The organism is Ancylobacter sp. (assembly GCF_965249975.1).
Classification (GTDB): domain Bacteria; phylum Pseudomonadota; class Alphaproteobacteria; order Rhizobiales; family Xanthobacteraceae; genus Ancylobacter.
Window position 1 is genome coordinate 370785 of sequence record NZ_CBDFNE010000020.1, and the last position, 25392, is coordinate 396176.

Annotated in this window: 24 protein-coding genes and 1 riboswitch; of the genes, 23 read left to right on the plus strand and 1 reads right to left on the minus strand. The window is 69.0% G+C overall.

Annotated elements, in window-relative coordinates:
* Positions 1-15: 15 nt before the first annotated feature.
* Entirely contained in the window at positions 16-1722 is a 1707-nt protein-coding gene (locus tag ACP2AH_RS19720; protein WP_425107358.1) for a uracil-xanthine permease family protein, read from the minus strand.
* 352 nt (positions 1723-2074) lie between these two features.
* Positions 2075-2296, plus strand: a riboswitch (cobalamin riboswitch).
* A gap of 107 nt (positions 2297-2403) precedes the next feature.
* Between ACP2AH_RS19720 and ACP2AH_RS19725 the strand changes: the two genes are divergently transcribed.
* The 23 genes from ACP2AH_RS19725 (at position 2404) to ACP2AH_RS19835 (ending at position 25288) form a co-directional block, all read left to right on the plus strand.
* The gene (locus tag ACP2AH_RS19725; RefSeq protein ID WP_425107359.1) at positions 2404-3450 is read left to right on the plus strand and encodes an ABC transporter substrate-binding protein; all 1047 of its coding nucleotides are present in this window, start codon (positions 2404-2406) and stop codon (positions 3448-3450) included.
* Complete coding sequence (locus tag ACP2AH_RS19730; protein ID WP_425107360.1) at positions 3447-4484, plus strand: FecCD family ABC transporter permease; 1038 nt, start codon at positions 3447-3449, stop codon at positions 4482-4484. The genes ACP2AH_RS19725 and ACP2AH_RS19730 overlap by 4 nt, the downstream gene beginning before the upstream one ends.
* Positions 4481-5263: an ABC transporter ATP-binding protein gene (locus ACP2AH_RS19735; protein WP_425107361.1), complete on the plus strand. Its 783-nt coding sequence runs from the start codon at positions 4481-4483 to the stop codon at positions 5261-5263. Before ACP2AH_RS19730 ends, ACP2AH_RS19735 begins: the two co-directional genes overlap by 4 nt.
* Before the next feature lie 98 nt (positions 5264-5361).
* Positions 5362-6735 (plus strand): sensor histidine kinase, encoded by a 1374-nt coding sequence (locus ACP2AH_RS19740; protein WP_425107362.1) that lies wholly within the window; start codon positions 5362-5364, stop codon positions 6733-6735.
* Between the two features lie 4 nt (positions 6736-6739).
* A complete protein-coding gene (locus ACP2AH_RS19745) occupies positions 6740-7762 on the plus strand; it encodes a HupU protein (RefSeq protein WP_425107363.1) in 1023 nt (340 codons plus the stop codon).
* Positions 7759-9231: a nickel-dependent hydrogenase large subunit gene (locus ACP2AH_RS19750; RefSeq protein WP_425107364.1), complete on the plus strand. Its 1473-nt coding sequence runs from the start codon at positions 7759-7761 to the stop codon at positions 9229-9231. Before ACP2AH_RS19745 ends, ACP2AH_RS19750 begins: the two co-directional genes overlap by 4 nt.
* A gap of 8 nt (positions 9232-9239) precedes the next feature.
* Positions 9240-11537, plus strand: coding sequence for a carbamoyltransferase HypF (gene hypF, locus ACP2AH_RS19755; RefSeq protein ID WP_425107365.1), 2298 nt, complete (start codon positions 9240-9242; stop codon positions 11535-11537).
* 173 nt (positions 11538-11710) lie between these two features.
* On the plus strand, positions 11711-12826 hold the full coding sequence (locus ACP2AH_RS19760; protein ID WP_244376311.1) for a hydrogenase small subunit: 1116 nt from the start codon (positions 11711-11713) through the stop codon (positions 12824-12826).
* A complete protein-coding gene (locus ACP2AH_RS19765; RefSeq protein WP_421700630.1) occupies positions 12823-14640 on the plus strand; it encodes a nickel-dependent hydrogenase large subunit in 1818 nt (605 codons plus the stop codon). Before ACP2AH_RS19760 ends, ACP2AH_RS19765 begins: the two co-directional genes overlap by 4 nt.
* A gap of 12 nt (positions 14641-14652) precedes the next feature.
* Positions 14653-15399, plus strand: coding sequence for a Ni/Fe-hydrogenase, b-type cytochrome subunit (gene cybH, locus ACP2AH_RS19770; protein WP_425107366.1), 747 nt, complete (start codon positions 14653-14655; stop codon positions 15397-15399).
* A gap of 299 nt (positions 15400-15698) precedes the next feature.
* Positions 15699-16310 (plus strand): HyaD/HybD family hydrogenase maturation endopeptidase, encoded by a 612-nt coding sequence (locus ACP2AH_RS19775; protein ID WP_425107367.1) that lies wholly within the window; start codon positions 15699-15701, stop codon positions 16308-16310.
* A gap of 10 nt (positions 16311-16320) precedes the next feature.
* Positions 16321-16650 carry a HypC/HybG/HupF family hydrogenase formation chaperone gene (locus ACP2AH_RS19780; RefSeq protein ID WP_425107368.1) on the plus strand — a complete coding sequence of 110 codons (330 nt, stop codon included), beginning with the start codon at positions 16321-16323 and terminating at the stop codon, positions 16648-16650.
* Positions 16647-17045: a hydrogenase gene (locus ACP2AH_RS19785; protein ID WP_425107369.1), complete on the plus strand. Its 399-nt coding sequence runs from the start codon at positions 16647-16649 to the stop codon at positions 17043-17045. The genes ACP2AH_RS19780 and ACP2AH_RS19785 overlap by 4 nt, the downstream gene beginning before the upstream one ends.
* Before the next feature lie 8 nt (positions 17046-17053).
* Entirely contained in the window at positions 17054-17926 is an 873-nt protein-coding gene (locus ACP2AH_RS19790) for a hydrogenase expression/formation protein (RefSeq protein WP_425107370.1), read from the plus strand.
* 10 nt (positions 17927-17936) lie between these two features.
* Positions 17937-18830 carry a [NiFe]-hydrogenase assembly chaperone HybE gene (gene hybE, locus ACP2AH_RS19795; protein WP_425107371.1) on the plus strand — a complete coding sequence of 298 codons (894 nt, stop codon included), beginning with the start codon at positions 17937-17939 and terminating at the stop codon, positions 18828-18830.
* A complete protein-coding gene (locus ACP2AH_RS19800) occupies positions 18827-19804 on the plus strand; it encodes a hypothetical protein (protein ID WP_425107372.1) in 978 nt (325 codons plus the stop codon). Before hybE ends, ACP2AH_RS19800 begins: the two co-directional genes overlap by 4 nt.
* Positions 19797-20138: a hydrogenase maturation nickel metallochaperone HypA gene (gene hypA / locus ACP2AH_RS19805; protein ID WP_425107373.1), complete on the plus strand. Its 342-nt coding sequence runs from the start codon at positions 19797-19799 to the stop codon at positions 20136-20138. The genes ACP2AH_RS19800 and hypA overlap by 8 nt, the downstream gene beginning before the upstream one ends.
* Positions 20138-21019 (plus strand): hydrogenase nickel incorporation protein HypB, encoded by an 882-nt coding sequence (hypB, locus tag ACP2AH_RS19810; protein ID WP_425107374.1) that lies wholly within the window; start codon positions 20138-20140, stop codon positions 21017-21019. The genes hypA and hypB overlap by 1 nt, the downstream gene beginning before the upstream one ends.
* Positions 21016-22488, plus strand: a complete 1473-nt coding sequence (locus ACP2AH_RS19815; protein ID WP_425107375.1) for a sigma-54-dependent transcriptional regulator — start codon at positions 21016-21018, stop codon at positions 22486-22488. Before hypB ends, ACP2AH_RS19815 begins: the two co-directional genes overlap by 4 nt.
* A 12-nt stretch (positions 22489-22500) precedes the next feature.
* The gene (hypC, locus tag ACP2AH_RS19820) at positions 22501-22815 is read left to right on the plus strand and encodes a HypC/HybG/HupF family hydrogenase formation chaperone (protein WP_425107376.1); all 315 of its coding nucleotides are present in this window, start codon (positions 22501-22503) and stop codon (positions 22813-22815) included.
* A 13-nt stretch (positions 22816-22828) separates the two neighbouring features.
* Complete coding sequence (gene hypD / locus ACP2AH_RS19825; RefSeq protein ID WP_425107377.1) at positions 22829-23965, plus strand: hydrogenase formation protein HypD; 1137 nt, start codon at positions 22829-22831, stop codon at positions 23963-23965.
* Positions 23962-25023 (plus strand): hydrogenase expression/formation protein HypE, encoded by a 1062-nt coding sequence (gene hypE / locus ACP2AH_RS19830; protein WP_425107378.1) that lies wholly within the window; start codon positions 23962-23964, stop codon positions 25021-25023. Before hypD ends, hypE begins: the two co-directional genes overlap by 4 nt.
* 88 nt (positions 25024-25111) lie before the next feature.
* On the plus strand, positions 25112-25288 hold the full coding sequence (locus ACP2AH_RS19835) for a hypothetical protein (RefSeq protein WP_425107379.1): 177 nt from the start codon (positions 25112-25114) through the stop codon (positions 25286-25288).
* Positions 25289-25392 lie beyond the last annotated feature (104 nt).

Here is a 25392-nt window from a genome sequence, read left to right on the forward strand (position 1 = left end):
GGCCCGGCGATGCGGTCAGTGCTCGAAGCGCAGGGTCAGTTTCTGCCGGGCGCCGTCCGTGCCGAGCACGAGCCTGTCGGCCCGCTTGCTCAGCATGTAGCCGACGAAGCGGGCGACGGCGTGGGCGTCGCCCAGAAGGTCCTCGGGCGAGGGGCGATGGTCGGGAATGGTGATCGCCTCGCCCTCATAGAGCAGCGCCACGTCGAAATTCTCCTCGTCGAAATGCGCCCGCACCTCCAGCTTGCCCGGCGCGACGCCGGTGTCGAGCAGCATCTCCACCCCTTCCGCAACGACCGGGATGGCCATGGCGATGACATCGCGCCGCGCGCCCCACAGGTCGCCCTGATATTCGAGGAATTCGGTGGCGACGGTGAAGGGGTTGTCGGCCGTCGTCACCTCGCGCGAGGCTTCCTGGCGGATGCCGATGCGGAAGATCAGGTTCAGCACGATGGCGACGGCGGTGGAGATGGAGAGCGGCGATTCGAGGATCGGCTGCGCCCATTCCGGCGTGAGGCCGACAAGGCCGGGGAGAATGGCCACGGCGAGGCCGGTGAGGATGGCGAGGCCGACGGTGAAGATGCGCCGGTCGCTGAGGCGGCGGGACAGGATGAGTTCCATCCCCGCCACGGTGAGGAAGGCGGCGGCATAGATGAGGATGGCGCCGATGACCGGGGAGGGGATGATGGTGAGCACGCCGATGAGGCGGGGCGAGAAGGCCGCGAGGATGATGAGGATGCCGGAGACGGCGCCCACCCGCCACGCGGTCGTGCCGGTGGCGAAGGCGACGCCGACGGCGGCCGAGGAGGAGGCGCTGGCGAACCCGCCGGTGAGGGCCGTGCCGATATCGCCGAGGCAGTTGGCCTGAATGGCGCGGCCGGCCTGGTCGAGATCGGCGCGGCGCCAGTCGGCATCGTCCATGCGCTGCATCGACACCACGGTGCCGACCATGTCCACGGCGGACAGCACGCCGGTGATGATCGCCGCCGGGATCAGCGCCCAGGAGAAGAAGCTGACGCCCGGCCAGCCGACATGCGGCAGATCGATATAGGGGAGGGTGGCGAAGCTGGCATTCGGCTCCGGCGCGACGCCGAGATAGGCCGCCAGAATCCAGCCGATCGCGGCGCCGATCGCCACCGCGAACAGACGCAGCATGCCGCGCGAGAAGATGGCGAGGCCGACGATGATGACCAGCGTGACCGAGCTGACGAGGGCATAGCGCAGATCGAGATCGGGGGTGATCTCGCCGGAGATGCCGAACACCCGCCGCAGCGCCGGATCGGCGAGGGCGACGCCCAGCATGGTGACGGCGACGCCGCACACTTCCGGCGGGAACACGGCCCTGAGCGCGCGCATGAACCGCGACAGGGTGAGCTGCGAGATGGCGGCGACGAGGCTCATGCCGGCGTAGAGCGCCGGCCCGCCGGCGGCGAGAGACTGCACCGCCAGCGGCATGTGCGCCATGTTCGGAATCTGCACCAGCAGCATGCCCGCGCCGGGCTTGGGCAGGCATTCCAGCAGCGTGGCGATGCCCATGAAGATGATGCAGCTGGTGATGAAGAGCTGGGTATCGTCGAAAGACAGCCCCGCCTCGGCGGCGGCGACGAGCGGATAGACGATGAACAGCAGGGCAAGTGTGGCGTGCTGGACGCCGAGGATGAGCACCGTGCCGGCCGGCGGCTTCTCATTGGCCGAATAGATGATGTTTGTCGGCTTGCGCGGCATGGGCGGGCCCTTGGGAGAGACATGACGGGGCTGCCAGGCGGCGCCCGTTCTTCGGTGCGGGATCGAGGCTCCCGCCCGGCGCTGCCGACGGTAGGGGAATCTGCTGGTGCGACTATGATATTTCGCTCGAAGGCGGGCAAGATCGCCCGACGCCAACTTTCGGCTGCGCTCTGGCCGCGCCGGGCCGGACCCACCTTCGCCGGGTCCATCGCGTCTCGGCATGCGTCCGGGCTTGCCGGCATAAATGATATAATATATCACTTGCGATGACGTGGCCGGAGGGCCGGCGGCGGGCAGGCCGGTGCGGCTCTCGCCCCTTCCTTCGGGCCTTGACGGCGGGGGCGAAGCGTTTACGGTCGCGGTCGATCACGGTTCTTCGGGCGCCTCGCCCGAAGCTAAGAGGGAATTCGGTGAGGCGCTCCGCGCCAAAGCCGAGGCTGCCCCCGCAACTGTAAGCGGCGAGCCCTCTGCCCATCGTCCACTGGTGTCCCGGTTTTGGCCGGGCGCTGGGAAGGCCGGGCGGAGCCAGCGTCGACCCGCGAGCCAGGAGACCTGCCCTGATCGCACACAATCTTTCGGGCGGGGTGCTCCGAAGGTTGCCTTTCGTGCGGGAGTGCGAGTCGCTCCCGCCCGGGCGGTTTCCTTTACGCTTCCCGTCTTCCTGTTCAGGAAGCGGTGACAATGCTCAACACGACCTCTCATCTTCTCCGTCGCTCGGCCCAAGGCCTCGCCGTGGCGCTTGGCCTGCTCGCGGGTGCGGGCATGACGCAGGCCTTCGCCGGCACGACCTATCCGCTCACCCTGGAGAATTGCGGCTCCAAGGTGGTGATCGACCACGCGCCCAAGCGCGTGGTGAGCATCGGCCAGGCGCAGACGGAAATCCTCTATGCGCTCGGCCTCGGCGACCGGGTGGTCGCCAGCGCGCTGTGGTTCGGCCCGGTCGCCAAGCCCTATGAGGCGGTGAATGCCGGGGTGAAGCGGCTCGCCGACAATGATCCGAGCTTCGAGGCGGTGGTCGGGCAGGAGCCGGACCTCGTCGTCGCCATGTATGAATGGCACATCGGCCCCAATGGGATTGTCGGTACGCGCGGGCGCTTCGACGGGGTGAAGGTGCCTGTCTATGTTTCGCCCACCGACTGCGTCGGCAAGGACAATAGCGGCGCCGGCGACGGGGTGCGCACGCAGATGTATTCGACCGAACTGCTCTACCGGAACATCCGCGAATATGGCGCCATCTTCGACGTGTCGGACCGCGCCGAGGCGCTGGTCGCCCGGCTGAAGGCGCGCGAGGAAGCCGCCACGCGCACCGTCGCATCGCTGAAGGGCCGCGACATGTCCATGGCGCTGTGGTTCTCCAGCAAGGAGATCAAGGGCGACGCCTTTCTCGCCGGCAAGAACGGCGTGCCGGCCTATGTGATGGAACAGCTCGGCGCCCGCAACATCATCACCACGGAGGAGGAATGGCCGCTGGTCGGCTGGGAAACCATCGCCGCCAACGACCCTGACGTGCTGGTGCTGGTGAAGATGGACCGCCGCCGCTTTCCCGCCGACGACATCGACGCCAAGCTCGCCTTCCTCAAGACCGACCCGGTGGCCAGCCAGCTCTCTGCGGTGAAGAACGGGCGCATCGTCATCGTCGATGTCGCGGCCACAAGGCCGGGGCTCGACACGGTGGACGGCCTGGAGGCCATCGCCGCGGCGGTGCAGGGCTTCGGTCTGGTCCATTGAGCCACCTCGCCATTGGGCCGAACTGGCCGGCGCGGTTTGCCCTCGCCGGCCTCTCCCTCGCCGCGCTGGTCAGCGCCGTCGCGCTGGCGGTGACGGTGGGCGAAATGCCGATTCCGCTTGCCGTCGCCTTCCGCGCGCTCGGCAACGGGCTGTTCGATCTCGGCTATCCCGTCAGCGCCATCCAGCAGGGGGTGATCTTCGAGTACCGGCTGAGCCGGGCGCTGATGGCGGCCTTGTGCGGTGGCGCGCTGGCGCTTTCCGGCGCGATCCTGCAGGCGCTGCTGCGCAATCCGCTGGCGGAACCCTATATTCTCGGCGTCTCGGCCGGCGCCTCCACGGGGGCGGTGTGTGTGATGATCCTCGGCTTTGGCGGGGCTACGCTCGGCCTGTCCGGCGGGGCGTTTCTCGGCTCGGTGGCGGCGCTGGTGCTGGTCGGCCTGCTCGCCGCCGGGGCGGGTGGGGCCAGCGACCGGGTGATCCTGGCCGGCGTCGCCGGCTCGCAGCTGTTCAACGCGGCCACCGCCACCATTGTCACCACAATGGCGAGCGCCGAACAGGCGCGGGGCGTGATGTTCTGGCTGCTCGGCAATTTCGGCGGGGTGCGCTGGCCGGATCTGTTTGTGGCCGCGCCGGTGGCGCTGCTCGGCTTCCTCGTGTGCATGGTCCACGCCAAGGCGCTGGACGCCTTCGCCTTCGGCGCCGACGCGGCGGCCTCGCTCGGTATCCCTGTGGTCCGGGTGCGGCTGGTGCTGCTGGCGACCACCGCGCTGCTCACCGCCACCATGGTGGCGATCGTCGGCACGGTCGGCTTTGTCGGGCTGGTGATTCCGCATGCGGCGCGCTTTCTTGTCGGCCCCGGCCATGCCCGGCTGCTGCCGGCCTGCCTCGTCATCGGCGCGGTGTTCATGATCCTCGCTGATGTGCTCTCGCGCATATTGGTGCCGCAGCAGATCCTGCCCATCGGCATCGTCACCGCCCTGGTCGGCGCGCCGGCCTTCGCCCTTATCCTCTATCGCGCGAGGCGGCCGGCATGACGCTCGCCACCCATGATGTGCGCTGGGGCGCCGGCGGCAAGCTGATTGTCGACGGTGTGACGCTGGAGGTCGAGCCCAACCGTGTGCTCGGCCTGATCGGCCCCAATGGCTCGGGCAAGTCGAGCCTGCTGCGCCTGCTCTGCCGCCTGCGCAAGGTGGCGAGCGGGGTGGTGACGCTGGACGGGCAGGACATCGCCGGCGTCGGCCGGCGCGACCTCGCCCGGCGTCTCGCCTTTGTCGAACAGCAGGCAACGACCGAGATCGCGCTTTCCGTCTGCGACGTGGTGCGGCTGGGGCGAACGCCCCACCGCGCTGCCTTCGCCGCGTGGAGCGCGGAGGATGAGTGTGCCGTCGATGCGGCCCTCGAACGGGTCGGCCTTTCCGAGCGACACGACCAGCTTTGGCACACGCTATCGGGCGGCGAGCGCCAGCGCGTCCATATCGCCCGCGCGCTGGCGCAGGCGCCCCGCGAGCTCATTCTCGACGAGCCGACCAACCATCTCGATATCCAGCACCAGCTTTCCATTCTCGGGCTGGTGCGGCGGCTTGGCGTGACCTGCATCGTGGCGCTGCACGATCTCAACCTCGCCTCGCTGTTCTGCGACCGCATCGGCGTGCTCGCCGCCGGCCGGCTGGTCGCCGCCGGCGCGCCGGAGGACGTTCTCACCCCCGCCCTCATTCGCGACGTGTTCGGGGTGGAGGTCGCCATCCGCCCCGGCGCCAATGGTCGAAGGCAGATCGACTATCTCGTCGATCACGAGCCGGGCGCGTCTTTGTGAGGTGCCCGCGCTGAGCCGAACGGCGGCAGGGGTGAGGGTTTCATTGCCGGGCTCGCGGGCGCATTCTACTGTGCCGCGAAACCGACGCTGAAGGTGCCATGTCGCAATCGCCGAAAGGTTCGCCGAAGGATACGCAGGCACCTCTCCCGGGGGCGGACCTGCTCGCCCCGTTCGCCGGCCAGACCGACGATGCCTGGATCGCCGTCATCCGCAAGATGGACGAGACCTATGCCGAACTCGTCGCCCAGCAGGTCGCGCTCGAACAGAAGAACGCCGAGCTGGAGGAAGCGCAGACCTTCATCGCCGGGCTGATGTCGTCGATGACCGACGTGCTCATCGCCTGCGACCCCTCGGGCCGCATCGAGCAGGTGAACCTCGCCGCCGAGCGGGCGTTCCAGCGGCCGCCGGGCGATCTGGAGCGGCGGCATCTGCGCGAGCTGATCGCGGCGGACTCGCCGACCACCTTCGACGATCTGCGCGCCACCATCGAGCGGCGCGCGCGCCTGAGCGACCGCGAACTCCTCTTCGCGACACCGGCAGGGCCGCTGCCGGTGTCGGTGAATGGCGCGGTGCGTTTCGATTCGCGCGGGCGTGCGGTCGGCATGGTGCTGGTCGGCCGGCCCATCGGCGAGTTGCGCCAGGCCTATAGCGACCTTGCCGCCGCGCATGAGCGGCTGAAGCAGACGCAGAAGCAGCTGGTCCATTCGGAGAAAATGGCCTCGCTCGGCCGTCTCGTCGCCGGCGTGGCGCATGAGCTGAACAACCCGATCTCCTTCGTCTATGGCAATGCCCATACGCTGAAGCGCTACGGCGCCCGGCTCACCACCTATCTCGACGCCGTGCATCGCGGGGTGAGCGGGCCGGCTCTGGCGACGCTGCAGGCCGAGCTGAAGATCGACACGACGCTGGCCAATATCGCCGGCACGCTCGACGGCATGCTGGAAGGCGCCGAGCGGGTGCGCGACATCGTCGCCGATCTGCGCCATTTCTCCTCCGAGCGGCGCGAGGCCTGGGAGGCGTTCGACCTCGCCCCGCTGGTCCGCTCCGCGCTTGAATGGGTGGCGAAGGCGCAACGGCCGGCGATCGAGACGTGCTTCGACCTCGGCGACGGACTGGTGGTGGTCGGCCATCCCGGCCATATCCATCAGGTGCTCATGAATCTGGTGCAGAACGCGCTCGATGCCATGGAAGGCCAGCCCGTGCAGCGGCTGGACATCACCGGCCGGGCGGGTGAGGTGGTCACGCTCACCCTGCGCGACACCGGGCCGGGCATCGCCCCCGACATTGCCTCGCGCATCTTCGACCCGTTTTTCACCACCAAGGCGGTGGGCAAGGGCACTGGGCTCGGGCTTTCCATCAGCTATGGCATCGTGCAGGAGCATGGCGGCACGCTGGAAGCCGCCAACCATTCTGACGGCGGCGCCGTAATGACGCTGACGCTGCCGGCCGCCAGCGCGGCGAAGGGAGATTGAGCCGGTGCCCGTTCCCCCCGAACCCACGCCCTTCAACGTCCTGTGGATCCAGTCCGGCGGCTGCGGCGGCTGCACCATGTCGATGCTGTGCGCGGAGGCGCCAGACCTCGCCACCACGCTGGAGAGCGCCAATATCCGCTTCCTCTGGCACCCGACCCTTTCCGAGGAGACCGGGGCGGAGGCGGTGGCGCTGTTCGAACAGGTGCTCGACGGCACGCTCCGGCTCGACGCCCTGTGCGTGGAAGGCGCCATGTTGCGCGGCCCCAAGGATACCGGGCGCTTCCATATCCTCGCCGGCACGGGCGTTCCCACCATCGACTGGGTGCGGCGGCTGGCGGCGGTGGCAGAGAATGTGGTGGCGGTCGGCACCTGCGCCGCCTATGGCGGCGTCACCGCCGCCGGCGCCAACCCCACCGATGCCTGCGGCCTGCAATATGACGGGCGCCGCGAGGGCGGGGCGCTGGGCGCCGCCTTTCGCTCCCGCTCCGGCTTGCCGGTCATTAATGTCGCGGGCTGCCCGACGCACCCCAACTGGGTGACGGAAACACTGATGCTGCTCGCCGTTGGGCTGCTGGGGGCGGACGATCTCGATGTCTATCGCCGCCCGCGCTTCTATGCCGACCACCTCGTGCATCATGGCTGCCCGCGCAACGAATATTACGAGTACAAGGCCAGCGCGGAGAAGATGTCCGATCTCGGCTGCATGATGGAGCATCTCGGCTGCCTCGGCACGCAGGCGCATGCCGATTGCAACACCCGTCTGTGGAACGGGGAGGGCTCCTGCACGCGCGGCGGCTATGCCTGCATCAACTGCACCGCGCCGGAATTCGAGGAGCCGGGCCACGCCTTCGTCGAGACGCCGAAGATCGCCGGTTTCCCGGTCGGCCTGCCCACCGACATGCCGAAGGCGTGGTTCGTGGCGCTGTCCTCGCTCGCCAAGGCGGCGACGCCGGAGCGGCTGCGGCTGAACGCGACCAGCGACCATGTGGTGCGCCCGCCCGCCGTGCGGGACATCAAGCGCCGATGAGCGACAATGGTGCAGCGGAAGGCACGACGCGGCTCGTCGTCGGCCCGTTCAACCGGGTCGAGGGTGATCTCGAAGTGCGGCTGGAACTGGCGCAGGGGCGGGTGGAGGCGGCCTTCGTGTCGTCGCCGCTGTTCCGGGGCTTCGAGCGCATATTGGAGGGCCGCGACCCGCGCGACGCGCTGGTGATCGCGCCGCGCATCTGCGGCATCTGCTCGGTGTCGCAATCCCACGCCGCCGCTTTGGCGCTGGCCGGGGTGCAGGGGCTGGCGCCGACCGACAATGGAAGGGTGGCGACCAATCTCATCGTCGCCACCGAGAATGTGGCCGACCATCTCACCCACTTCCACGTCTTCTTCATGCCGGACTTCGCCCGCGCCCTTTATGCCGACCGGCCGTGGTTCCCGCGCGTCGAAGCGCGCTTCAAGGCGGCGCAGGGCAGCGCGGTGCGCAAGGCGCTGGAGACCCGGACCACGCTCTTGCACGTGCTCGGCCTGCTCGCCGGTCGCTGGCCGCACACGCTGGCGATCCAGCCCGGCGGGGTGACGCGAGGCGCCGACGCGCGCGACAAGGTGCGTCTGGCAGCCACGCTCGGCGCGGTGCGGCGGGCGCTGGAAGAGGGGCTGTTTGGAGCGAAGCTGGAGCGCGTCGCCGAGCTTTCCACCCGCGAGGAACTGGACCGCTGGCGCGCCAGCGGTCCGGAGGGTGATTTTCGCCTCTTCCTCGACATCGCCGCCGATCTCGACCTCGGCCGGCTCGGCCGCGCCTATGACCGTTATCTCAGCTATGGCGCCTATCCCGGCGCCGAGATGCCGCTTTACGCGCGCGGGATATTCACTCCGGACGGCGCGGGCGCGGTGGATATGAGCGCGATCGCGGAAGACCATACAAATGCGCGGATGGAGCATCGCTCCCGCCCGCACCATCCCTTCGACGGCTCGACCCTACCCGATGCCGAGGACGAGACCGGCTATAGCTGGTGCAAGGCCCCGCGCCTTAATGGCCTGCCGTTCGAGACCGGCGCCGTCGCCCGGCAGATGGTGGATGGTCAGCCGCTGATCCGCGACATCGTGCAGAGCGAGGGCGGCAGCGTGCTGGCCCGCGTCGTGGCGCGGCTGGTGGAAACCGCCCGTACGCTCATCGCCATGGAGCGCTGGGTGCATGAACTCACCCCCGGCGCGCCCTGGTGCGCGCAGGGCAGCCTCCCCAGCCATGGGCGGGCTGCAGGGCTGACCGAGGCGGCGCGGGGGGCGCTCGGGCACTGGCTGCGGGTGGAGAACGGGCGCATCGCCGGCTACCAGATCATCGCCCCGACCACCTGGAATTTCTCGCCGCGCGATGGCGCCGGCGTGCCGGGGCCGCTGGAGGCGGCGCTGGTGGGGGCGCCGGTGCGCCAGGGCGAGACGACACCGGTGGCGGTGCAGCACATCGTCCGCTCCTTCGACCCCTGCATGGTCTGCACGGTGCATTGAGCAGCGCCATGCCCAGCGAGGAGATCATCGTCCGCGGCATCGTGCAGGGCGTCGGCTTCCGGCCCTTCGTGTGGCGGCTGGCGCAGCGCCTCGGGCTCGACGGCGAGGTGAGCAATCGCGGCGACGCGGTGGTGATCGTCGCCTCGGGCGCACCGGCGGTGCTGGACGCTTTCGCCGCCGCGCTCGCCGCCGAGGCGCCGCCGCTGGCCCGGGTGGAGGCGGTCGAGCGGCGGACGGTGCCTCTCTTCGCCGGCAGCGGCTTCGCCATCGCCGCCAGCGCGCCCGGCACGGTGTCGGTCGGCATCGTCGCTGACATCGCGACCTGCCCGGCCTGCCGCGCCGAGATCGCCGACCCCGCCGCGCGCCGGCACCGCTACGCCTTCACCAACTGCACCGATTGCGGGCCGCGTTTTTCCATCGTCGAGGGCCTGCCCTATGACCGCTCCGCCACCACCATGCGCGGCTTCGCCCTATGTGCGGCCTGCCGGGCGGAATATGCCAACCCGGCCGACCGGCGCTTCCACGCCCAGCCCATCGCCTGCCCCAACTGCGGGCCGAGGCTGTGGCTGGAGGCGGGCGGGGAGGTCGTCGACGGCGACCCGGTGGAGAGCGCCGCCCTGCGGCTGTGCGGGGGAACAATCCTCGCCATCAAGGGGATCGGCGGTTTTCACATCGCCTGCGACGCGACCAGCGAGGCCACAGTCGCTGAACTGCGCGCCCGCAAGCACCGCCCGACGAAACCGCTGGCGGTGATGCTGCGCGATCCGGCCATGGTGCAGGCGCTCTGCGTTGCCGGGGACGCGGAGATTGCGGCGCTCGGCCACCCTTCCGCGCCCATCCTCCTGCTGCGGCTGCGCCCGGAGACCGTGCTCGCCGCCTCGGTGGCGCCGGGGCAGAACCGGCTCGGGGTGATGCTGCCCTATACGCCGCTTCACCACCGGCTGATGGAGGCGGTGGCCCGCCCGCTGGTGATGACCAGCGCCAACCGCTCCGGCGAACCTCAAATCTTTCGCGACGACGCGGCGCGGGTGGGGCTTGCCGAGATCGTTGACGGCTTCCTTACCCATGATCGCCCCATCGCCCGGCGGCTCGACGACAGCGTGGTGCAGTTCGCCGCCGGGCGGCCGCAGGTGATGCGGCGCGGGCGCGGCCTGGCCCCGGCGCCGCGCGCTTTGCCGGCGGGCTTCGAGGAGGCAGCCCCGGTGCTGGCGCTGGGTGGCGCGCTGAAAAGCGCGATCTGCCTCACCACCGGCGGCAAGGCACTGCTGTCGCATCATCTCGGCGATCTCGACGAGCCGGCGACACAGGACGCCTTCGAGCAGGCCTTCGCCGACTATTCCGCCCTGTTCGACCATCGCCCGGCGGCGATTGCCGTCGACACACACCCGGACTACCCGCCAAGCCGCTACGGCGCCGCACTGGCGCAAGCGCGCGGCCTGCCGCTGATCGCCGTGCAGCACCACCACGCCCACATCGCCGCCGTGATGGCGGAACGCGGCTGGCCTTTGGAGGGCGGGCCGGTGATCGGCATCGCGCTCGACGGGCTCGGCCATGGCGAGGACGGCACCATCTGGGGCGCGGAAATCCTCATCTGCGACTACCGGACCAGCCGCCGCCTGGGCCGTCTGCGGCCGATCCCGCTCGCGGGCGGCGATGCGGCCAATCGCGAACCCTGGCGGGTGCTGCTCGCTCATCTCGATGCCGCGCTGGGGCCGGCGGCGGTGCCGGGTGCGCCCTTCGCGGGGCTTCAGGTCGCGACCCTGCGCGCCATGATCGCGCGTGGGCTCAACGCGCCGCTGGCGAGTTCGGCCGGCCGCCTTTTCGACGCCATGGCCGCTCTGCTCGGCCTCGCGCCGTCCCGCCTCAGCTTCGAGGGCGAGGCGGCAATGGCGCTGCAGGCGGTGGCGGAGACGGCGGGAGTTGTGCCGTCCTATCCCTTCGGCCTCGCGCCGATGGGTGATCTCATGGAGATCGACCCCACCCCGATGTGGCAGGCAGCCTGTGCCGACCAGGCGGCGGGGCGCGCGCCGGGAATCATCGCCCGGCGGTTCCATGCGGGGGTGGCGGAAGCGTTTGCGAGCGTCGCCCTTTCCCTTGCCGCCCAGCACGGGGCGGGTGCTATCGCCCTGTCCGGCGGTGTCTGCCAGAACGCGCTGCTGCTGGAGATGCTGGTGGCGTGGCTGGAGTCTTCCGGGCGAACGCTGCTGCTCCCCGGCGAGGTGCCGGCCAATGATGGCGGCCTTGCCCTCGGGCAGGCGGCGGTCGCCGCCGCGCGGCTGGAAGATGCGCGGCGCGGCGGGCGGTAAGCCGCTTTCCGCTCCTCCCGCAAAGCGGTCTCGCCGCTTCCGGGGCAAAGTAGCGGCGATGTGATCTAAGCTTTTGAAATAGAATAATAAAGCTCGCTGGCACGCGGGTTGCTGTTGTCCTTCCATCGGTGCGCGCCGACGCGCCGGACAACAAGCACACCGGAGGGAGCCGCATGGCTGGGCTTGAGACGTTTTATGAGGTGATGCGACGGCAGGGCATCACCCGCCGATCCTTCCTCAAATATTGTTCGCTGACCGCCGCCGCGCTCGGTCTCGGTCCGGAATTCGTGCCGCAGATCGCCCATGCCATGGAGACCAAGCCGCGCACGCCGGTGCTGTGGCTGCACGGCTTGGAATGCACCTGCTGCTCGGAGAGTTTCATCCGCTCGGCGCATCCGCTCGCCAAGGATGTCGTGCTGTCGATGATCTCGCTCGACTATGACGACACGCTGATGGCCTCCGCCGGGCATCAGGCCGAGGCGATCCTTCAGGAGGTGATGGAGAAGTACAAGGGCAACTACATCCTCGCCGTGGAAGGCAACCCGCCGCTGAACGAGGATGGCATGTACTGCATCATCGGCGGCAAGCCCTTCCTCGACCAACTGCGCATGGTGGCGAAGGATGCCAAGGCGGTGATCTCCTGGGGCTCCTGCGCCTCGCATGGCTGCGTGCAGGCGGCGCGCCCGAACCCGACCCGCGCCACGCCGGTGCACGAGGTCATCACCGACAAGCCGATCATCAAGGTGCCGGGCTGCCCGCCCATCGCCGAGGTGATGACCGGGGTCATCACCTACATGCTCACCTTCGACCGCATGCCCGAACTCGACCGGCAGGGGCGGCCGAAGATGTTCTACTCCCAGCGCATTCACGACAAATGCTACCGCCGGCCGCATTTCGACGCCGGCCAGTTCGTCGAGTCCTTCGACGATGAGGGCGCGCGCAAGGGCTATTGCCTCTACAAGGTCGGCTGCAAGGGGCCGACCACCTACAATGCCTGCTCCACCGTGCGCTGGAACGAGGGCACCTCCTTCCCGATCCAGGCCGGCCATGGCTGCATCGGCTGCTCGGAAGACGGCTTCTGGGACAAGGGCTCCTGGTATGCGCGCCTCACCGACCTGCACGGCGTCGGCTTCGGCATCGAATCCACGGCTGACCGGGTCGGCCTCGGCGCGGCGGCGGCGGTGGGCGGCGCGGTGGCGCTGCATGCCGCGGTGAGCGCGCTCAAGCGCGCCCAGCACAAGCACGGCAATGGTTCGAACGGCTCCAGCCACACGGGAGACGCGGCATGACCATCCAGACGCCCAACGGCTTCAGCCTCGACACGTCAGGCAAGCGCATCGTCGTCGATCCCGTCACCCGCATCGAAGGCCATATGCGCTGCGAGGTGAATGTCGATTCCAACAATGTCATCCGCAACGCGGTCTCCACCGGCACCATGTGGCGCGGGCTGGAGGTGATCCTGAAAGGGCGCGACCCGCGCGACGCCTGGGCCTTCGTCGAGCGCATCTGCGGTGTGTGTACCGGCTGCCACGCGCTCACCTCGGTGCGCGCGGTCGAGGATGCGCTGGACATCCGCATCCCCAACAACGCCTTCCTGATCCGCGAGATCATGGCCAAGGTGCTGCAATGGCACGACCATGTCGTGCATTTCTATCACCTCCACGCACTCGACTGGGTCAACCCGGTCAACGCGCTGAAGGCCGACCCGAAGGCGACCTCTCAATTGCAGCAGATGGTCGGCCCCGACCATCCCAATTCCAGCCCCGGCTATTTCCGCGATGTGCAGAACCGGCTGAAGAAATTCGTCGAAAGCGGCCAACTCGGTATCTTCAAGAACGGCTATTGGGACAATCCGGCCTACAAGCTGCCGCCCGAGGCTGACCTGATGGCGGTTACCCATTACCTTGAGGCGCTCGATTTCCAGAAGGAGATCGTCAAGGTCCACACCATTTTCGGCGGCAAGAACCCGCATCCGAACTACATGGTGGGCGGCGTGCCCTGCGCCATCAACATGGACGGCAACATGGCCGCCGGCGCGCCGCTGAACATGGAGCGGCTGAACTTCGTCAAGCTGAAGCTGCAGGAAGCCTTCGCCTTCTCCAAGAATGTCTATGTCCCCGACGTGATCGCCATCGCCTCCTTCTACAAGGGCTGGCTCTATGGCGGCGGCCTCTCCGGCCTCAACGTCATGGACTATGGCGACTATGAAGCGGTGCAGGGCCGCAAGGAGACCGACCGCCTGCCGGGCGGCGTCATCCTCAACGGCAAGTGGGACGAGGTGCACCCCATCGACCCGCGCGACCCCGAGCAGGTGCAGGAGTTCGTCACCCATAGCTGGTACAGCTATGGCGACGGCAATGCCGACAAGGGCCTTCATCCCTGGGACGGCGTCACCTCGCCGAAATACGAGCTCGGCCCCAACGCCAAGGGCACCCGCACCGATATCCGCGAGATCGACGAAAGCGCGAAATATTCCTGGATCAAGGCGCCGCGGTGGAAGGGCAATGCGGTGGAGGTCGGGCCGCTCGCCCGCTACATCCTCGCCTATGCCCATGGCGTCGACTATGTGAAGGGGCAGGTCGACGACTCGCTCGGCCGCTTCAACGCGCTCGCCGGCACCAGCCTCACCCCGCAGCAGGCGCTGCCCACCACCATCGGCCGCACGCTGGCGCGGGCGCTGGAGGCGCATTACTGCGCGCAGATGATGCTGGACGATTTCGACCACCTCATCGCCAACATCAAGGCCGGCGACAGCTCCACCGCCAATGTGGAGAAATGGGACCCCGCCACCTGGCCGAAGGAGGCCAAGGGCGTCGGCACCGTGGCCGCGCCACGCGGCGGGCTCGGGCACTGGATCAAGATCAAGGACGGGCGGATCGAGAACTACCAGTGCGTGGTGCCGACCACCTGGAATGGCGGTCCGCGCGACCCCAAGGGCAATATCGGCGCCTTCGAGGCCTCGCTGATGAACACGCCGATGGAGCGGCCGGAGGAGCCGGTGGAGATTCTGCGCACGCTCCACTCCTTCGACCCGTGCCTCGCCTGCTCGACGCACGTCATCGCGCCCGACGGGGCGGAGATGGCGCGGGTCACGGTGCGCTGAGGGGAGGCGGCGATGACCAGCATCGACCCCGCTTCCCTCCACGCCACGTCTCCCGTGCCCGCCACCATCGACGGCGAGCCGGTCGGCCGGGTGAGCGCCGTCTATGTCTATGAGGCGCCGGTGCGCCTCTGGCACTGGACCAATGCGGCGGCGATCAGCGTGCTCGCGCTGACCGGCTATCTCATCGGCCAGCCGCTCCCGACGCTGTCGGGCGAGGCGAGCCAGCACTACGTGATGGGCACCATCCGCTTCCTGCACTTCTCCGCCGGCTACATCTTCGCCGTCGGCTTCCTGTTCCGCATCTATTGGGCCTTCGTCGGCAATCACCACGCGCGGCAGCTGTTCATTCTGCCGTTCTGGAGCCGGGCCTATTGGCGCGGCCTGTTCGAGGAGGCGCGGTGGTACTTCTTCCTCGAAGCCAAGCCGAAGAAATATGTCGGCCACAACCCGCTGGCGCAGTTCGCCATGTTCTGGGCCATCGGCGTGGGCTCGGTGTTCATGATCGTCACCGGCTTCGCCCTCTATTCCGAGGGGGCAGGGCCGGGCAGCTGGCAGGACCATGTGTTCGGCTGGGTCATCCCGCTGCTCGGCGGCAGCCTCGACGTGCACACCTGGCACCGTCTCGGCATGTGGGCGATCCTGCTGTTCATCATCATCCACGTCTATGCGGCGATCCGCGAGGACATCATGTCCCGCCAGTCCATCGTCTCCACGATGGTCTCGGGTGTGCGCACCTTCAAGGATGACGATCCCAACTGAGATTCCGGTCCTTCCCGGAATGCGGCCTGCGGGGACAGGCCGGCTTTGAGGGCGCGGCCTCGGCTGCGCCCTTCTTTTTGCCTGGATGCCAAATTTTCATTTCGGGCCAATACTGGAAACATTCCTTCCAGTCTTCACTCGTGTCGAATTGCACGTCCGCAGATTTCGATAAGATCGCCAACGACTTAATGGATGCGCCGCCGAGTGGCACGCGGTTTGAATTGAGACAGATTCAAAAGAGCGGCGATCAGACCGCTCGCGCCTTAGGGAATGGAACACCGCTCGAGGAGACGTCGCTTATGGCCGACGAACGCATTCTCATACTCGGCATCGGCAACATCTTGTGGGCGGATGAGGGCTTCGGCGTCCGCGTCATCGAGGAATTGCAGGCGCGCTACGAGCTGCCGGAGCACGTCACCGCGCTCGATGGCGGCACGCAGGGTCTTTACCTGCTGCCTTATCTGGAAGAGGCGGATGCGGTCATTATCGTCGACGCCATCGACTATGGCCTGCCGCCGGCGACGCTGAAGCAGCTGCGCGACGACGAGGTGCCGGCGGTGCTCGGGGCGCGCAAGGTGAGCCTGCATCAGACCGGCTTCCAGGAGGTGCTTGCACTGCTGCAGCTGCGTGGCTGCGCCCCGTCGCGACTGCGGCTGGTCGGCGTGCAGCCGGAACGGCTTGACGATTATGGCGGCGGGCTCACTCCCGCCATTGCCGCGCAGGTCGAGCCGGCGCTGACCGTGGTGCTGGGCCTCCTCGCCGACGAATTCGGCGTGACATTGCCGCCGCGCCGGTCCGTGGAGGGCTTCACCCCGCCCGCCATCAGCCGCGAGGCCTATGAGGCTGGCCGCCCGGCCGCCGAGGATGCCTGTCGCATCGGCGATGCGCGCGTCCTCGCCGGCTGGCGCTAGGAGCCGCTGCATGTGCCTCGGCATCCCCATGCAAATCCTCAGCGTCGACGGCCATGCGGCCCGGTGTCGGCGTGGCGAGGAGATTGAACTCATCGACGTGTCGCTGCTGCCGGAGGCGCGCCCGGGCGACCATGTGCTGACCTTTCTCGGCACCGGCCGCCGCCTGCTCGACGCCGAGGAGGCGCGCCTGATCGCGCAGGCGCTCGACGCCGTCGCGGCTGCCCTGAGCGGCGACGCGGCGGCCATCGACCACGCCTTTGCCGATCTCGTCGGCCGCGAACCGACCCTGCCGGCCCATCTCGCCCCGCCCGTCGCTTCCCGTCCGGAGCCGCATTCATGACCCCCGACACGCTCCACCCGCTCGTGGCCCGCCTGACCACCGCGCTCGGCTATCCCTATCTCGACAGCGAGGCGGAGGCCGCCGCCACGCTGCCGGCGGGCGACAGCCTGCTGTTCCTGCCAGCACACGGCAAGGCGCATATGGAGACGCCCGATATCGCCGTGGTGCTGCCGGAACTGGTCGGCGCGCTCGGTGCCTCCACTACCATGGGCGGAGCGGTGGCCGGGCCGGCCTATGAGAAGCAGCTGCGCGAGCAGCTCGGCGGCATCGCTTTGCCGGCTATCGTCGTGCTGCGCGGCGGGCGGCCGCTCGGCTCGCTCTCGCGCATGCGCGACTGGGACGAGTTCCTCGAACGCCTCTCCGCCGTCCTTGCCCGTTCCGCCGCCAGCCATTGAGGCCCGCCATGTCGTCCATTCCCTTCGCGACGGTTCCCCCCATCGGCTACGGCGCCGGCAGCCAGCCAGGCGAGGAGGCCGACGGCCTCGCCTATCTCGCCATGCCCTCCGGCATGCGCATCTATGAGGCGCATCTGCCCGAAGTCGAGGATCCCGCCCGCTTCGCCCCCGCGCTGGCGACGCTGGAGGCGATCCGCGCCGCGCTGGCGCAATGGACGCCGAACGGCTCCACCACCGTCGCTCTCGACGCGCTGGATGCGGAGAACCGGGCGCTGGTCGACGAGACGCTGGGCGAGGGCGAGGTCGCCATCGTGGTCGAGGTGCCGGGCGAGCGGATCGAGATACAGGAAGCCAGCTGCGCCGGCGTGTGGCGGCTGCGGGCGACCGTGACGACGCCCGGCGCGGCGCCGGTCACGCGCGAGCGTATCGACATTGCGGCCTTCCCGCGCGGGGCGCTGGTGCGGGCCTTTCCGCGCGAATGGCCGGTGGACCTCGATTATGTCGCGCGGCCGCGTCCCGGCGTGGTCAACGCCCCCGCCATTCTCACCGAAATCGTGCATAAGAGCCGCGAGCGTCGCCCCGGCGGCCTGCCGCATGTGATCAATCTCAGCCTGCTGCCGCACACGCCGGAAGACCTCGCTCTGATCGAGGTGGGGCTGGGGCGCGGCGGCATCACCATCCTCTCGCGCGGCTATGGCAATTGCCGCATCGACGCCACCGCCACAGCGGGCGTGTGGCGGGTGCGCTACTACAATTCCGCCGACACGCTGATCCTCGACACGATCGAGGTGACGGATGTGCCCGAGGTCGCCTGCGCCGCGCCGGAGGACATGGCCGACTCAGCCGAGCGGCTGGCCGACATCCTCGCCGCGATCCGCTAGGAGCCGTTCGATGCTCACCAAGCGCTTTGAAGGTTCCTTCCTCGGCGACGCTGCCCGGCTGGCGCCGAACGCCGTGCTGGAATGCAAGATATGCTGGCATGTCTATGATCCGGCCGTGGGCTGCGATTATTGGCAGGTGCCGGCCGGCACGCCCTTCGCGGCGCTGCCGGAGGAATGGCGTTGCCCGAAATGCGACGGCGCCCGCGACCAGTTCATGGTGATCGACACCGATGGGGAGGCACCCCTGCGCGCGCCGGCGACCGCGGCGCCGGGCGCCGATCCACGCCTCACCGCGCTGGCGGCCACCATTCCCGCGCGCTTGGAGGCAGCGTTCCGGGAAATCCATATCGGCCAGATGCGCGGCGTGCCGCTGCTTAACGAAACGCTGGAGGTGAAGGCCATCGGCTTTCGTCCGCACGGGCCCCGCGTGCTTGGCATGCTGGTCACGCCCTGGTTCATGAACCTCGTGCTGGTGCCGGGACCGGACGAGGATTGGTCGGGACTGGTGCCGGGAGCGAAGGAGATCATCGCCTTTCCCTCCGGCGAGTATGAATTCGTCGGCGCCAACCGCCCCGAGACCGGCCCTTACAAGGCGTGCTCGCTGTTTTCGCCCATGTTCGATTTCACCTCCATGCTGCAGGCCACCGAGACGGCGCGTGCCGCGCTCGCCGCCCTGTTCGACCCGGCCAATCGCGAGGAGGGCGACCGCTCCGACGAGATCCGCCGGGCGCGACAGGAAGCCGTCGATGCCGAGGCGGCGCGGGCCGCAGGCAGGAACGTGAGCGACGAGGAGGCGAGCCCCGCTGAGGCCGCGAAAGTGCCCGCCGTGCCGACCCGCCGGGCGCTGATCTTCGGCGCGGGCCTCGCCTCCGCCCCCACTGCCGGCGAGGGAACCGGCGCATGATCGGCGCGCTCGCCATAGCGCTCGACAGCGCAGCGGGCGCGCCGCGCTGGCGCCTGACGCCGACGGGCGGGGGGCCCGGCACCGGCTGGGCCATCGGCCGCCGCGCGGAAGAAGTCGCGGCGCTGATGCCGCGCGTGTTCAACCTCTGCGCCGGCGCCCATGCGCAGGCGGCGCGGGCGGCGCTCGGCCTGCCGGTGGACGCCTCCGCCGCGCGCGCCGCCCGGCGGGAGCGGGCGCGCGACCATGCGGTCGCCCTGCTGTGCGACTGGCCGTCATTGTTGGGCTATGCTCCCGACCGCGCGGCGCTGGCCGGGCTGGCGACCGGCTCGGAGGACGCGATGCGCCGGCTGCGCGATGCCCTGCTGGGCGGCGATATCGACCTTGCCGGCGGTTCGATAAAGGCGATGGAACACTGGCTGGCGGCCGGCCGCAGCCCTGCCTCCCGCCTGCTGGCCGAGGTCCGCGCCACGCTCGACCCCGCCTGGGGACGGGCGGAACTCGCCATGCCCGATGCGGCCGACATCGCCGCCGCGCTGGATGCCGGGGAACCGGGTAGTCTGCGCGAGACCACCGCCGCCGACCCCTGGCGCGCCGCGCCGCTGTTGCGCGATCTGCACGCGCGCGAAGGGGCGAGCCTGTTCCTGCGCCTGCTGGCCCGGCTGCTGGATCTCCTCTCCTGTCTCGACGGAGCGCCGGACGCTCCGGTCCTCGGGCCTCCCGGCATCGGCCTCGCCCGTGCCGCGCGCGGCCTGCTGGCGCATCGCGCGCGTGTCGTCGGCGGTCTTGTCGCGGATTATCGCGTGCTGTCCCCCAGCGCGTGGAATCTCGCGCCCGGCGGATTGCTGTCGCGCATGCTCGCGGCCTTGCCGATGAGCGGGCAGACGCCGATGCTGGCCCGTCTGGTGGTCTCCTGCGTCAATCCCTGTGTGCCGGTGACGCTGCGGATGGAGCCGAGGGAGGTCGCCCATGCATGAGATGGCGCTGTGTGAAAGCCTCTTGGACTCGCTGAAGGACGCCGCCCGCACCCATGGCTTCGCCAAGGTGACGAAGGTGCGGCTGGTGGTCGGTCCCTTTGCCGGGGTCGAGGTCGAGGCGCTGCGCTTCGGCTTCGATGTGGTGATGCGCGGCTCGCTGGCGGAAGCGGCCCAACTCGACATTCTCGACGAGCCCGGCACCGCCTGGTGCTTCGACTGCTCCGATACGGTGGCGCTCGCCGACCGGCTTTCCCCATGCCCCCAATGTGGCGGCGAGAAGCTGCGGCCCAATGGTGGCACCGAGATGCGTATCAAGGACCTGGAGGTGGTGTGATGTGCGTGACTTGCGGCTGCGGATCGGACGACGTCACCATTTCAGGCGCCCATGGCGAGGCGCGCGGGCATGGGCATGACCACCATCACGGTCACGGGCACGGGCATGACCACCATCACGACCACGACCACGACCATCGCCACGCCGCCCCAGCGGAAAACCGGCTGGTAGAGATCGAGCGCGGCATCCTCGCCAAGAACGACGCTTTCGCGGCGGGAAACCGCGCGCGGCTGAAGGCCGGCGGCATCGTCTCGCTCAATCTTCTCGCCGGTCCCGGCGCCGGCAAGACCACGCTGCTGGTCGAGACGCTGCGGGCTTTGGGCGCACGGGTGCCCGCGGCGGTGATCGAGGGCGACCAGCAGACCGCCAACGACGCCGAGCGCATCCGCGCCACCGGCACCCCCGCCGTGCAGATCAACACCGGCAAGGGCTGTCATCTCGACGCGCATATGGTCGGCCATGCGCTGGAGGAACTGCCGCTGCCGCCGGGCGGGCTGCTGTTCATCGAGAATGTCGGCAATCTCGTCTGCCCCGCCGCCTTCGATCTCGGCGAGGACAAGCGCGTGACGCTGCTCTCGGTGACGGAAGGCGAGGACAAGCCGCTGAAATACCCGGATATCTTCCAGACCGCCGATCTCGTCCTGCTCACCAAGACCGACCTGTTGCCCCATCTCGATGTCGATGTGGACGCCATCGAGCGTAACATCCAGCGCATCAATCCGGTCGCGTCGATCCTGCATGTGAATGCCAAGTCGCCCGGTGGCCTCGCGGCGTGGCTCGGCTGGCTGGGTGAGCTCCGGCGCCAGCGTCTGGCCGAACTGGCAGCGGAAGCGGAGGGCAGGGCGCGGGCGCTGCGCACGGCGGCGGAGGCACTGCCGTGAGCCAGACCCGACCCGGCATCCTCATCGTCGATGACGAGCCACGTTCGGTCGAGGTGATCGCCCGCGTGCTCGGCGAGGAATTCGAGGTGTTCACGGCGCTGGACGCCACGCGAGCGCTCGAGGTTCTGGAGAATGAGTGGGTGCAGGTCGTGTTCTGCGACCAGCGCATGCCCGGGCGTTCGGGCGTCGACCTTCTCACCGAGGTGCGCCGGCGCTGGCCGGATGTGGTGCGCATCATCGTCACCGGCTACACCGACCCGCAGGACATGATCGGCGCCATCAACGAGGCCGGCATCTATCAGTTCATCACCAAGCCCTGGCACCCGGACCAGCTTCTGCTGGCCGCGCAGGGGGCGGCGCGGCTCTACCATCTCCAGCGCGAACACGACCGGCTGTCGCTCGAACTTAAACTCGCCGCGCCCGCCGCCGAGGTGCGCTTTGCCGAGCAGCATGAGCGGGTGCTGCGCAATTTCCATTTCGATGCGCTGGTGCGCACCCCCGCCAGCCCGCTGAATGAGGTCTGCCGGCGCGCGGCGCAGGTCGCCGCCTTCGACATACCGGTGCTGGTGCTGGGCGAGACCGGCACGGGCAAGGAATTGCTCGCCCGCGCCATCCACTATGCCAGCCTGCGTTCCGAGCGCCCGTTCTTCGCCGTCAATTGCGGGGCGATCCCGGACGAGTTGCTGGAATCCGAATTGTTCGGCCACAAGAAGGGCTCCTTCACCGGGGCCTACACAACGCGCATCGGCCTGCTCGACCAGGCCGATGGCGGCACCATCCTGCTGGATGAGATCGGCGACGTGTCGCCGGCCTTCCAGGTCAAGCTGCTGCGCTTCCTGCAGGAAGGCGAAATCCGCCCCGTCGGCTCCAACGAGACGCGGCGGGTGGATGTGCGCATCCTCGCCGCCACCCATCGCGACCTTGCCGGCGAGGTGAAGGCCGGCCGCTTTCGTGAGGACCTCTATTACCGCCTCGCCGCCATGGTGCTGACCCTGCCGCCGCTGCGCGAGCGCCGGGGCGATCTGCGCGTGCTGGCGCCGCGCATCCTCGACAGCCTGTCCAGCGCCCATGGCAAGCGCACCCAGGGCTTCACCGAGGAAGCGCTGGCCTGCATCGAGGCCTATGACTGGCCGGGCAATGTGCGGGAATTGCAGAACGAACTCACCCGCATGCTGGTGCTGGCCGGAGGCGGCCCGCTGGGGGCGGACCTGCTGTCGCCGCATGTGCTGCGCGGGGCCGCCGCCTCCAGCGCCAACGCGACGGCGGCTGATCTCGCGGTCAAGGATACCGGCCCGCTCAAGGACCGCATCGAGCGCATGGAAGCGCTGATCCTGATGGAAACGCTGCTGCGCTGCCGCTGGAACAAGAGCCGCGCGGCGGAGGAACTCGGCCTGTCCCGCGTCGGCCTGCGGGCCAAGCTCGACCGCTACGGAATCGCCCGCGACGGCACGTTCGGCCGCAGCCATTGAGGAGAAAACGCCATGTGTCTCGGCATTCCCGGCCGCATCGTCGCCCTTGTCGATGAAGAGGCCATGCTCGCCAGCGTCGATGTGTCCGGCGTGCGCCGCACCGTCGATGTCGTCTGCGTCGCCGAACCCGGCCGTCCGCTGGCTGAACTGATCGGCGCCTGGGTGCTGGTGCATGTCGGTTTCGCCATGAGCGTGATCGACGAGGAAGAGGCCGCCGCCACGCTGAAGGTGCTGACCGAGATCGGCGAGGCGGAAGGGGAGATCGAGGCGATGCGTACCGGCAGCGTCGAGCCTTTCCACCCATCCCCCGCGCCCTTGGCCTCGTGAGCGGAGTTGCGTGATGCGCTATGTCGATGAATTTCGCGATCCCGCTCTGGCGCGCGGCCTGATCCGCGAGATCGAAACGCTGGCGGCGCGGCTGGAACGCGGGCGCGACCGGCCCTTCGCCATCATGGAAGTGTGCGGCGGGCACACCCACGCCATCTTCCGCTACGGGCTGGAAGGGCTGCTGCCCGACATCATCGAGTTCGTCCACGGCCCCGGATGCCCGGTCTGCGTTCTGCCCATGGGGCGGGTCGATGATTGTGTGGCCATCGCCGAACGGCCGGAAGTGATCTTCGCCACCTTCGGCGACGCCATGCGCGTGCCGGGCTCGCGCAAGAGCCTGCTCGCCGCCAAGGCGGACGGCGCCGATGTGCGCATGGTTTATTCGCCGCTGGACGCTCTGGCGCTGGCCCGGCGCAACCCGGAGCGCGAGGTGGTGTTCTTCGGGCTCGGCTTCGAGACCACCATGCCGTCCACCGCGCTCACCGTGCTGCGGGCGGCGCGCGAGGGCATCGCCAATTTCTCGCTCTTCTGCAACCACATCACCATCATCCCGACGCTGCGGGCGCTGCTGGAGATGCCCGATCTCGGCATAGACGGCTTCATCGGGCCGGGGCACGTCTCGATGGTCATCGGCACCGAGCCCTATCGCTTCATCGCCGAGGAGTTCGCCAAGCCCATGGTGGTCGCCGGCTTCGAGCCGATCGACCTGCTGCAGTCCCTGCTGATGGTGCTGCGCCAGCTGGAGGAGGGGCGCGCCGCGATCGAGAACCAATATGCCCGCGTCGTGCCGGATGCCGGCAATCCGCGCGCCATGGGGGCGGTGGAAGAGGTGTATGAGCTGCGGCCGACCTTCGAGTGGCGTGGCCTCGGCTCCATCGCCCATTCCGGCGTGCGGCTGCGCGAGGCCTATGCCGGCTTCGACGCCGAACGGCGGTTTGCCGTGAAGGAGGTGCAGGTGCCCGATCCCGCCGCCTGCCGCTGCGGCGAGGTGCTGACCGGGCAGATGAAGCCCTGGGCCTGCCCGGTGTTCGGCACCGGCTGCACGCCGGAAATGCCGCTGGGAGCGCTCATGGTGTCGTCCGAGGGGGCCTGCGCGGCCTATTATCAATATGGCGGGCTGCGTCCGTCTCGGCTGGAGGGCGCGGCATGAACCCGCCCATTCCCGTCCTCGCGCCCCCCCGGCGCCAATTGCCGAAGGCGATCACCCTCGCCCATGGCGGTGGCGGCAGCGCCATGCGCGACCTCATCGACGAGGTGTTCATCGACACGTTCAAGGGCACGAAAGGCGCTCCGGAGGATCAGGCCCGCTTCGATCTCGCCGCGTTGATGGCGCAGGGCGACCGGCTCGCCTTCACCACCGACGGCTTCGTCGTCGACCCGCTGTTCTTTCCCGGCGGGGATATCGGCAAGCTCGCAGTCTGCGGCACGATCAACGATCTCGCGGTCGGCGGGGCGCGGCCGGTGGCGCTGTCCTGCGCCGTCATCATCGAGGAGGGTTTGGCGCTCGACACGCTGCGTGCGGTGGCGCGCTCCATGGCCGAGACCGCCGGGGCGGCGGGCGTGCCGATCGTCACCGGCGACACCAAGGTCGTGGCCCGCGGTGCCTGCGACAAGCTGTTCATCACCACGACAGGCATCGGCGTGGTCCGCACCGGGGTCGAGGTCGGCATTTCGCGCGCCCGGCCGGGCGATGTCGTGCTGGTAAACGGCCAGCTGGGCGACCATGGCGCGGCGATCCTGAATGCGCGCGGCGATCTGGCGCTTGAGACCGACATCGCCAGCGACTGCGCCGCGCTGCATGAGCTGATCGATCGGCTCATCGACGCCGCACCCGGCGTGCGGATGATGCGCGACGCCACGCGGGGCGGGGTCGCCGCCGTGCTCAACGAACTGGCGGCGGCGAGCGGTGTCGGCGTGCGGCTGCGCGAGCGCGACACGCCGATCCGCGCAGATGTGCAGGGCTTCTGCGAGATCCTCGGGCTCGATCCGCTCTATCTCGCCAATGAGGGCAAGATCGTCGCCGTGGTGCCGCCCGAACAGGCGGAAGCCGCCTTGCAGGCGCTGCGGGCGCATCCGCTCGGGAGTGGTGCCGTCGCCATCGGGCGTATCACCGATACGCGGCCCGGCCGGGTGGTGATGGAGACCCGCTTTGGCGGCGAGCGCATCGTCGACATGCTGGTCGGCGACCAACTGCCGCGCATCTGTTGATGCCGCGTCGAGCTGGCGCGGAACCCGCGTGCCGATTCGTCCGTTGGCCCTGCAGAGCGGCGCGTGCCGCCTCGCAGGGAGATGTGAGATGACGAAGCGCGAACTGATCGATACCGGGACCGACAAGCGTTATGTCCGCCGCGACGAAGCGGGGCGGTTCAAGGAATCCGTCGATGTCGGCCGCTCGCTGAGCCAGGATCAGCGCAAGCAGGCCGAGAACGACGCCAAGCCCGGCGAGGGCGATCGCGGCGACCGCAAGCGCTGACGCAGTTTCCGCAAAGTGCGTAGCGGCTTTGCGATAGGAATTGCGTCTCGTCGGACAGTGAAAGCCGTTTCGTGAACCAAGGTCACGGAACGGCTCTGGATGGC

Coding starts and splice junctions, on each gene's coding strand:
- cybH (WP_425107366.1), top strand. CDS start 14,653: ATGACCAGCATCGACCCCGCTTCCCTCCACGCCACGTCTCCCGTGCCC.
- hybE (WP_425107371.1), top strand. CDS start 17,937: ATGCTCACCAAGCGCTTTGAAGGTTCCTTCCTCGGCGACGCTGCCCGG.
- ACP2AH_RS19740 (WP_425107362.1), top strand. CDS start 5,362: ATGTCGCAATCGCCGAAAGGTTCGCCGAAGGATACGCAGGCACCTCTC.
- ACP2AH_RS19800 (WP_425107372.1), top strand. CDS start 18,827: ATGATCGGCGCGCTCGCCATAGCGCTCGACAGCGCAGCGGGCGCGCCG.
- ACP2AH_RS19735 (WP_425107361.1), top strand. CDS start 4,481: ATGACGCTCGCCACCCATGATGTGCGCTGGGGCGCCGGCGGCAAGCTG.
- hypA (WP_425107373.1), top strand. CDS start 19,797: ATGCATGAGATGGCGCTGTGTGAAAGCCTCTTGGACTCGCTGAAGGAC.
- hypF (WP_425107365.1), top strand. CDS start 9,240: ATGCCCAGCGAGGAGATCATCGTCCGCGGCATCGTGCAGGGCGTCGGC.
- ACP2AH_RS19760 (WP_244376311.1), top strand. CDS start 11,711: ATGGCTGGGCTTGAGACGTTTTATGAGGTGATGCGACGGCAGGGCATC.
- ACP2AH_RS19835 (WP_425107379.1), top strand. CDS start 25,112: ATGACGAAGCGCGAACTGATCGATACCGGGACCGACAAGCGTTATGTC.
- ACP2AH_RS19725 (WP_425107359.1), top strand. CDS start 2,404: ATGCTCAACACGACCTCTCATCTTCTCCGTCGCTCGGCCCAAGGCCTC.
- hypE (WP_425107378.1), top strand. CDS start 23,962: ATGAACCCGCCCATTCCCGTCCTCGCGCCCCCCCGGCGCCAATTGCCG.
- ACP2AH_RS19785 (WP_425107369.1), top strand. CDS start 16,647: ATGACCCCCGACACGCTCCACCCGCTCGTGGCCCGCCTGACCACCGCG.
- ACP2AH_RS19720 (WP_425107358.1), bottom strand. CDS start 1,722: ATGCCGCGCAAGCCGACAAACATCATCTATTCGGCCAATGAGAAGCCG.
- hypC (WP_425107376.1), top strand. CDS start 22,501: ATGTGTCTCGGCATTCCCGGCCGCATCGTCGCCCTTGTCGATGAAGAG.
- ACP2AH_RS19775 (WP_425107367.1), top strand. CDS start 15,699: ATGGCCGACGAACGCATTCTCATACTCGGCATCGGCAACATCTTGTGG.
- ACP2AH_RS19780 (WP_425107368.1), top strand. CDS start 16,321: ATGTGCCTCGGCATCCCCATGCAAATCCTCAGCGTCGACGGCCATGCG.
- hypB (WP_425107374.1), top strand. CDS start 20,138: ATGTGCGTGACTTGCGGCTGCGGATCGGACGACGTCACCATTTCAGGC.
- ACP2AH_RS19750 (WP_425107364.1), top strand. CDS start 7,759: ATGAGCGACAATGGTGCAGCGGAAGGCACGACGCGGCTCGTCGTCGGC.
- ACP2AH_RS19765 (WP_421700630.1), top strand. CDS start 12,823: ATGACCATCCAGACGCCCAACGGCTTCAGCCTCGACACGTCAGGCAAG.
- hypD (WP_425107377.1), top strand. CDS start 22,829: ATGCGCTATGTCGATGAATTTCGCGATCCCGCTCTGGCGCGCGGCCTG.
- ACP2AH_RS19790 (WP_425107370.1), top strand. CDS start 17,054: ATGTCGTCCATTCCCTTCGCGACGGTTCCCCCCATCGGCTACGGCGCC.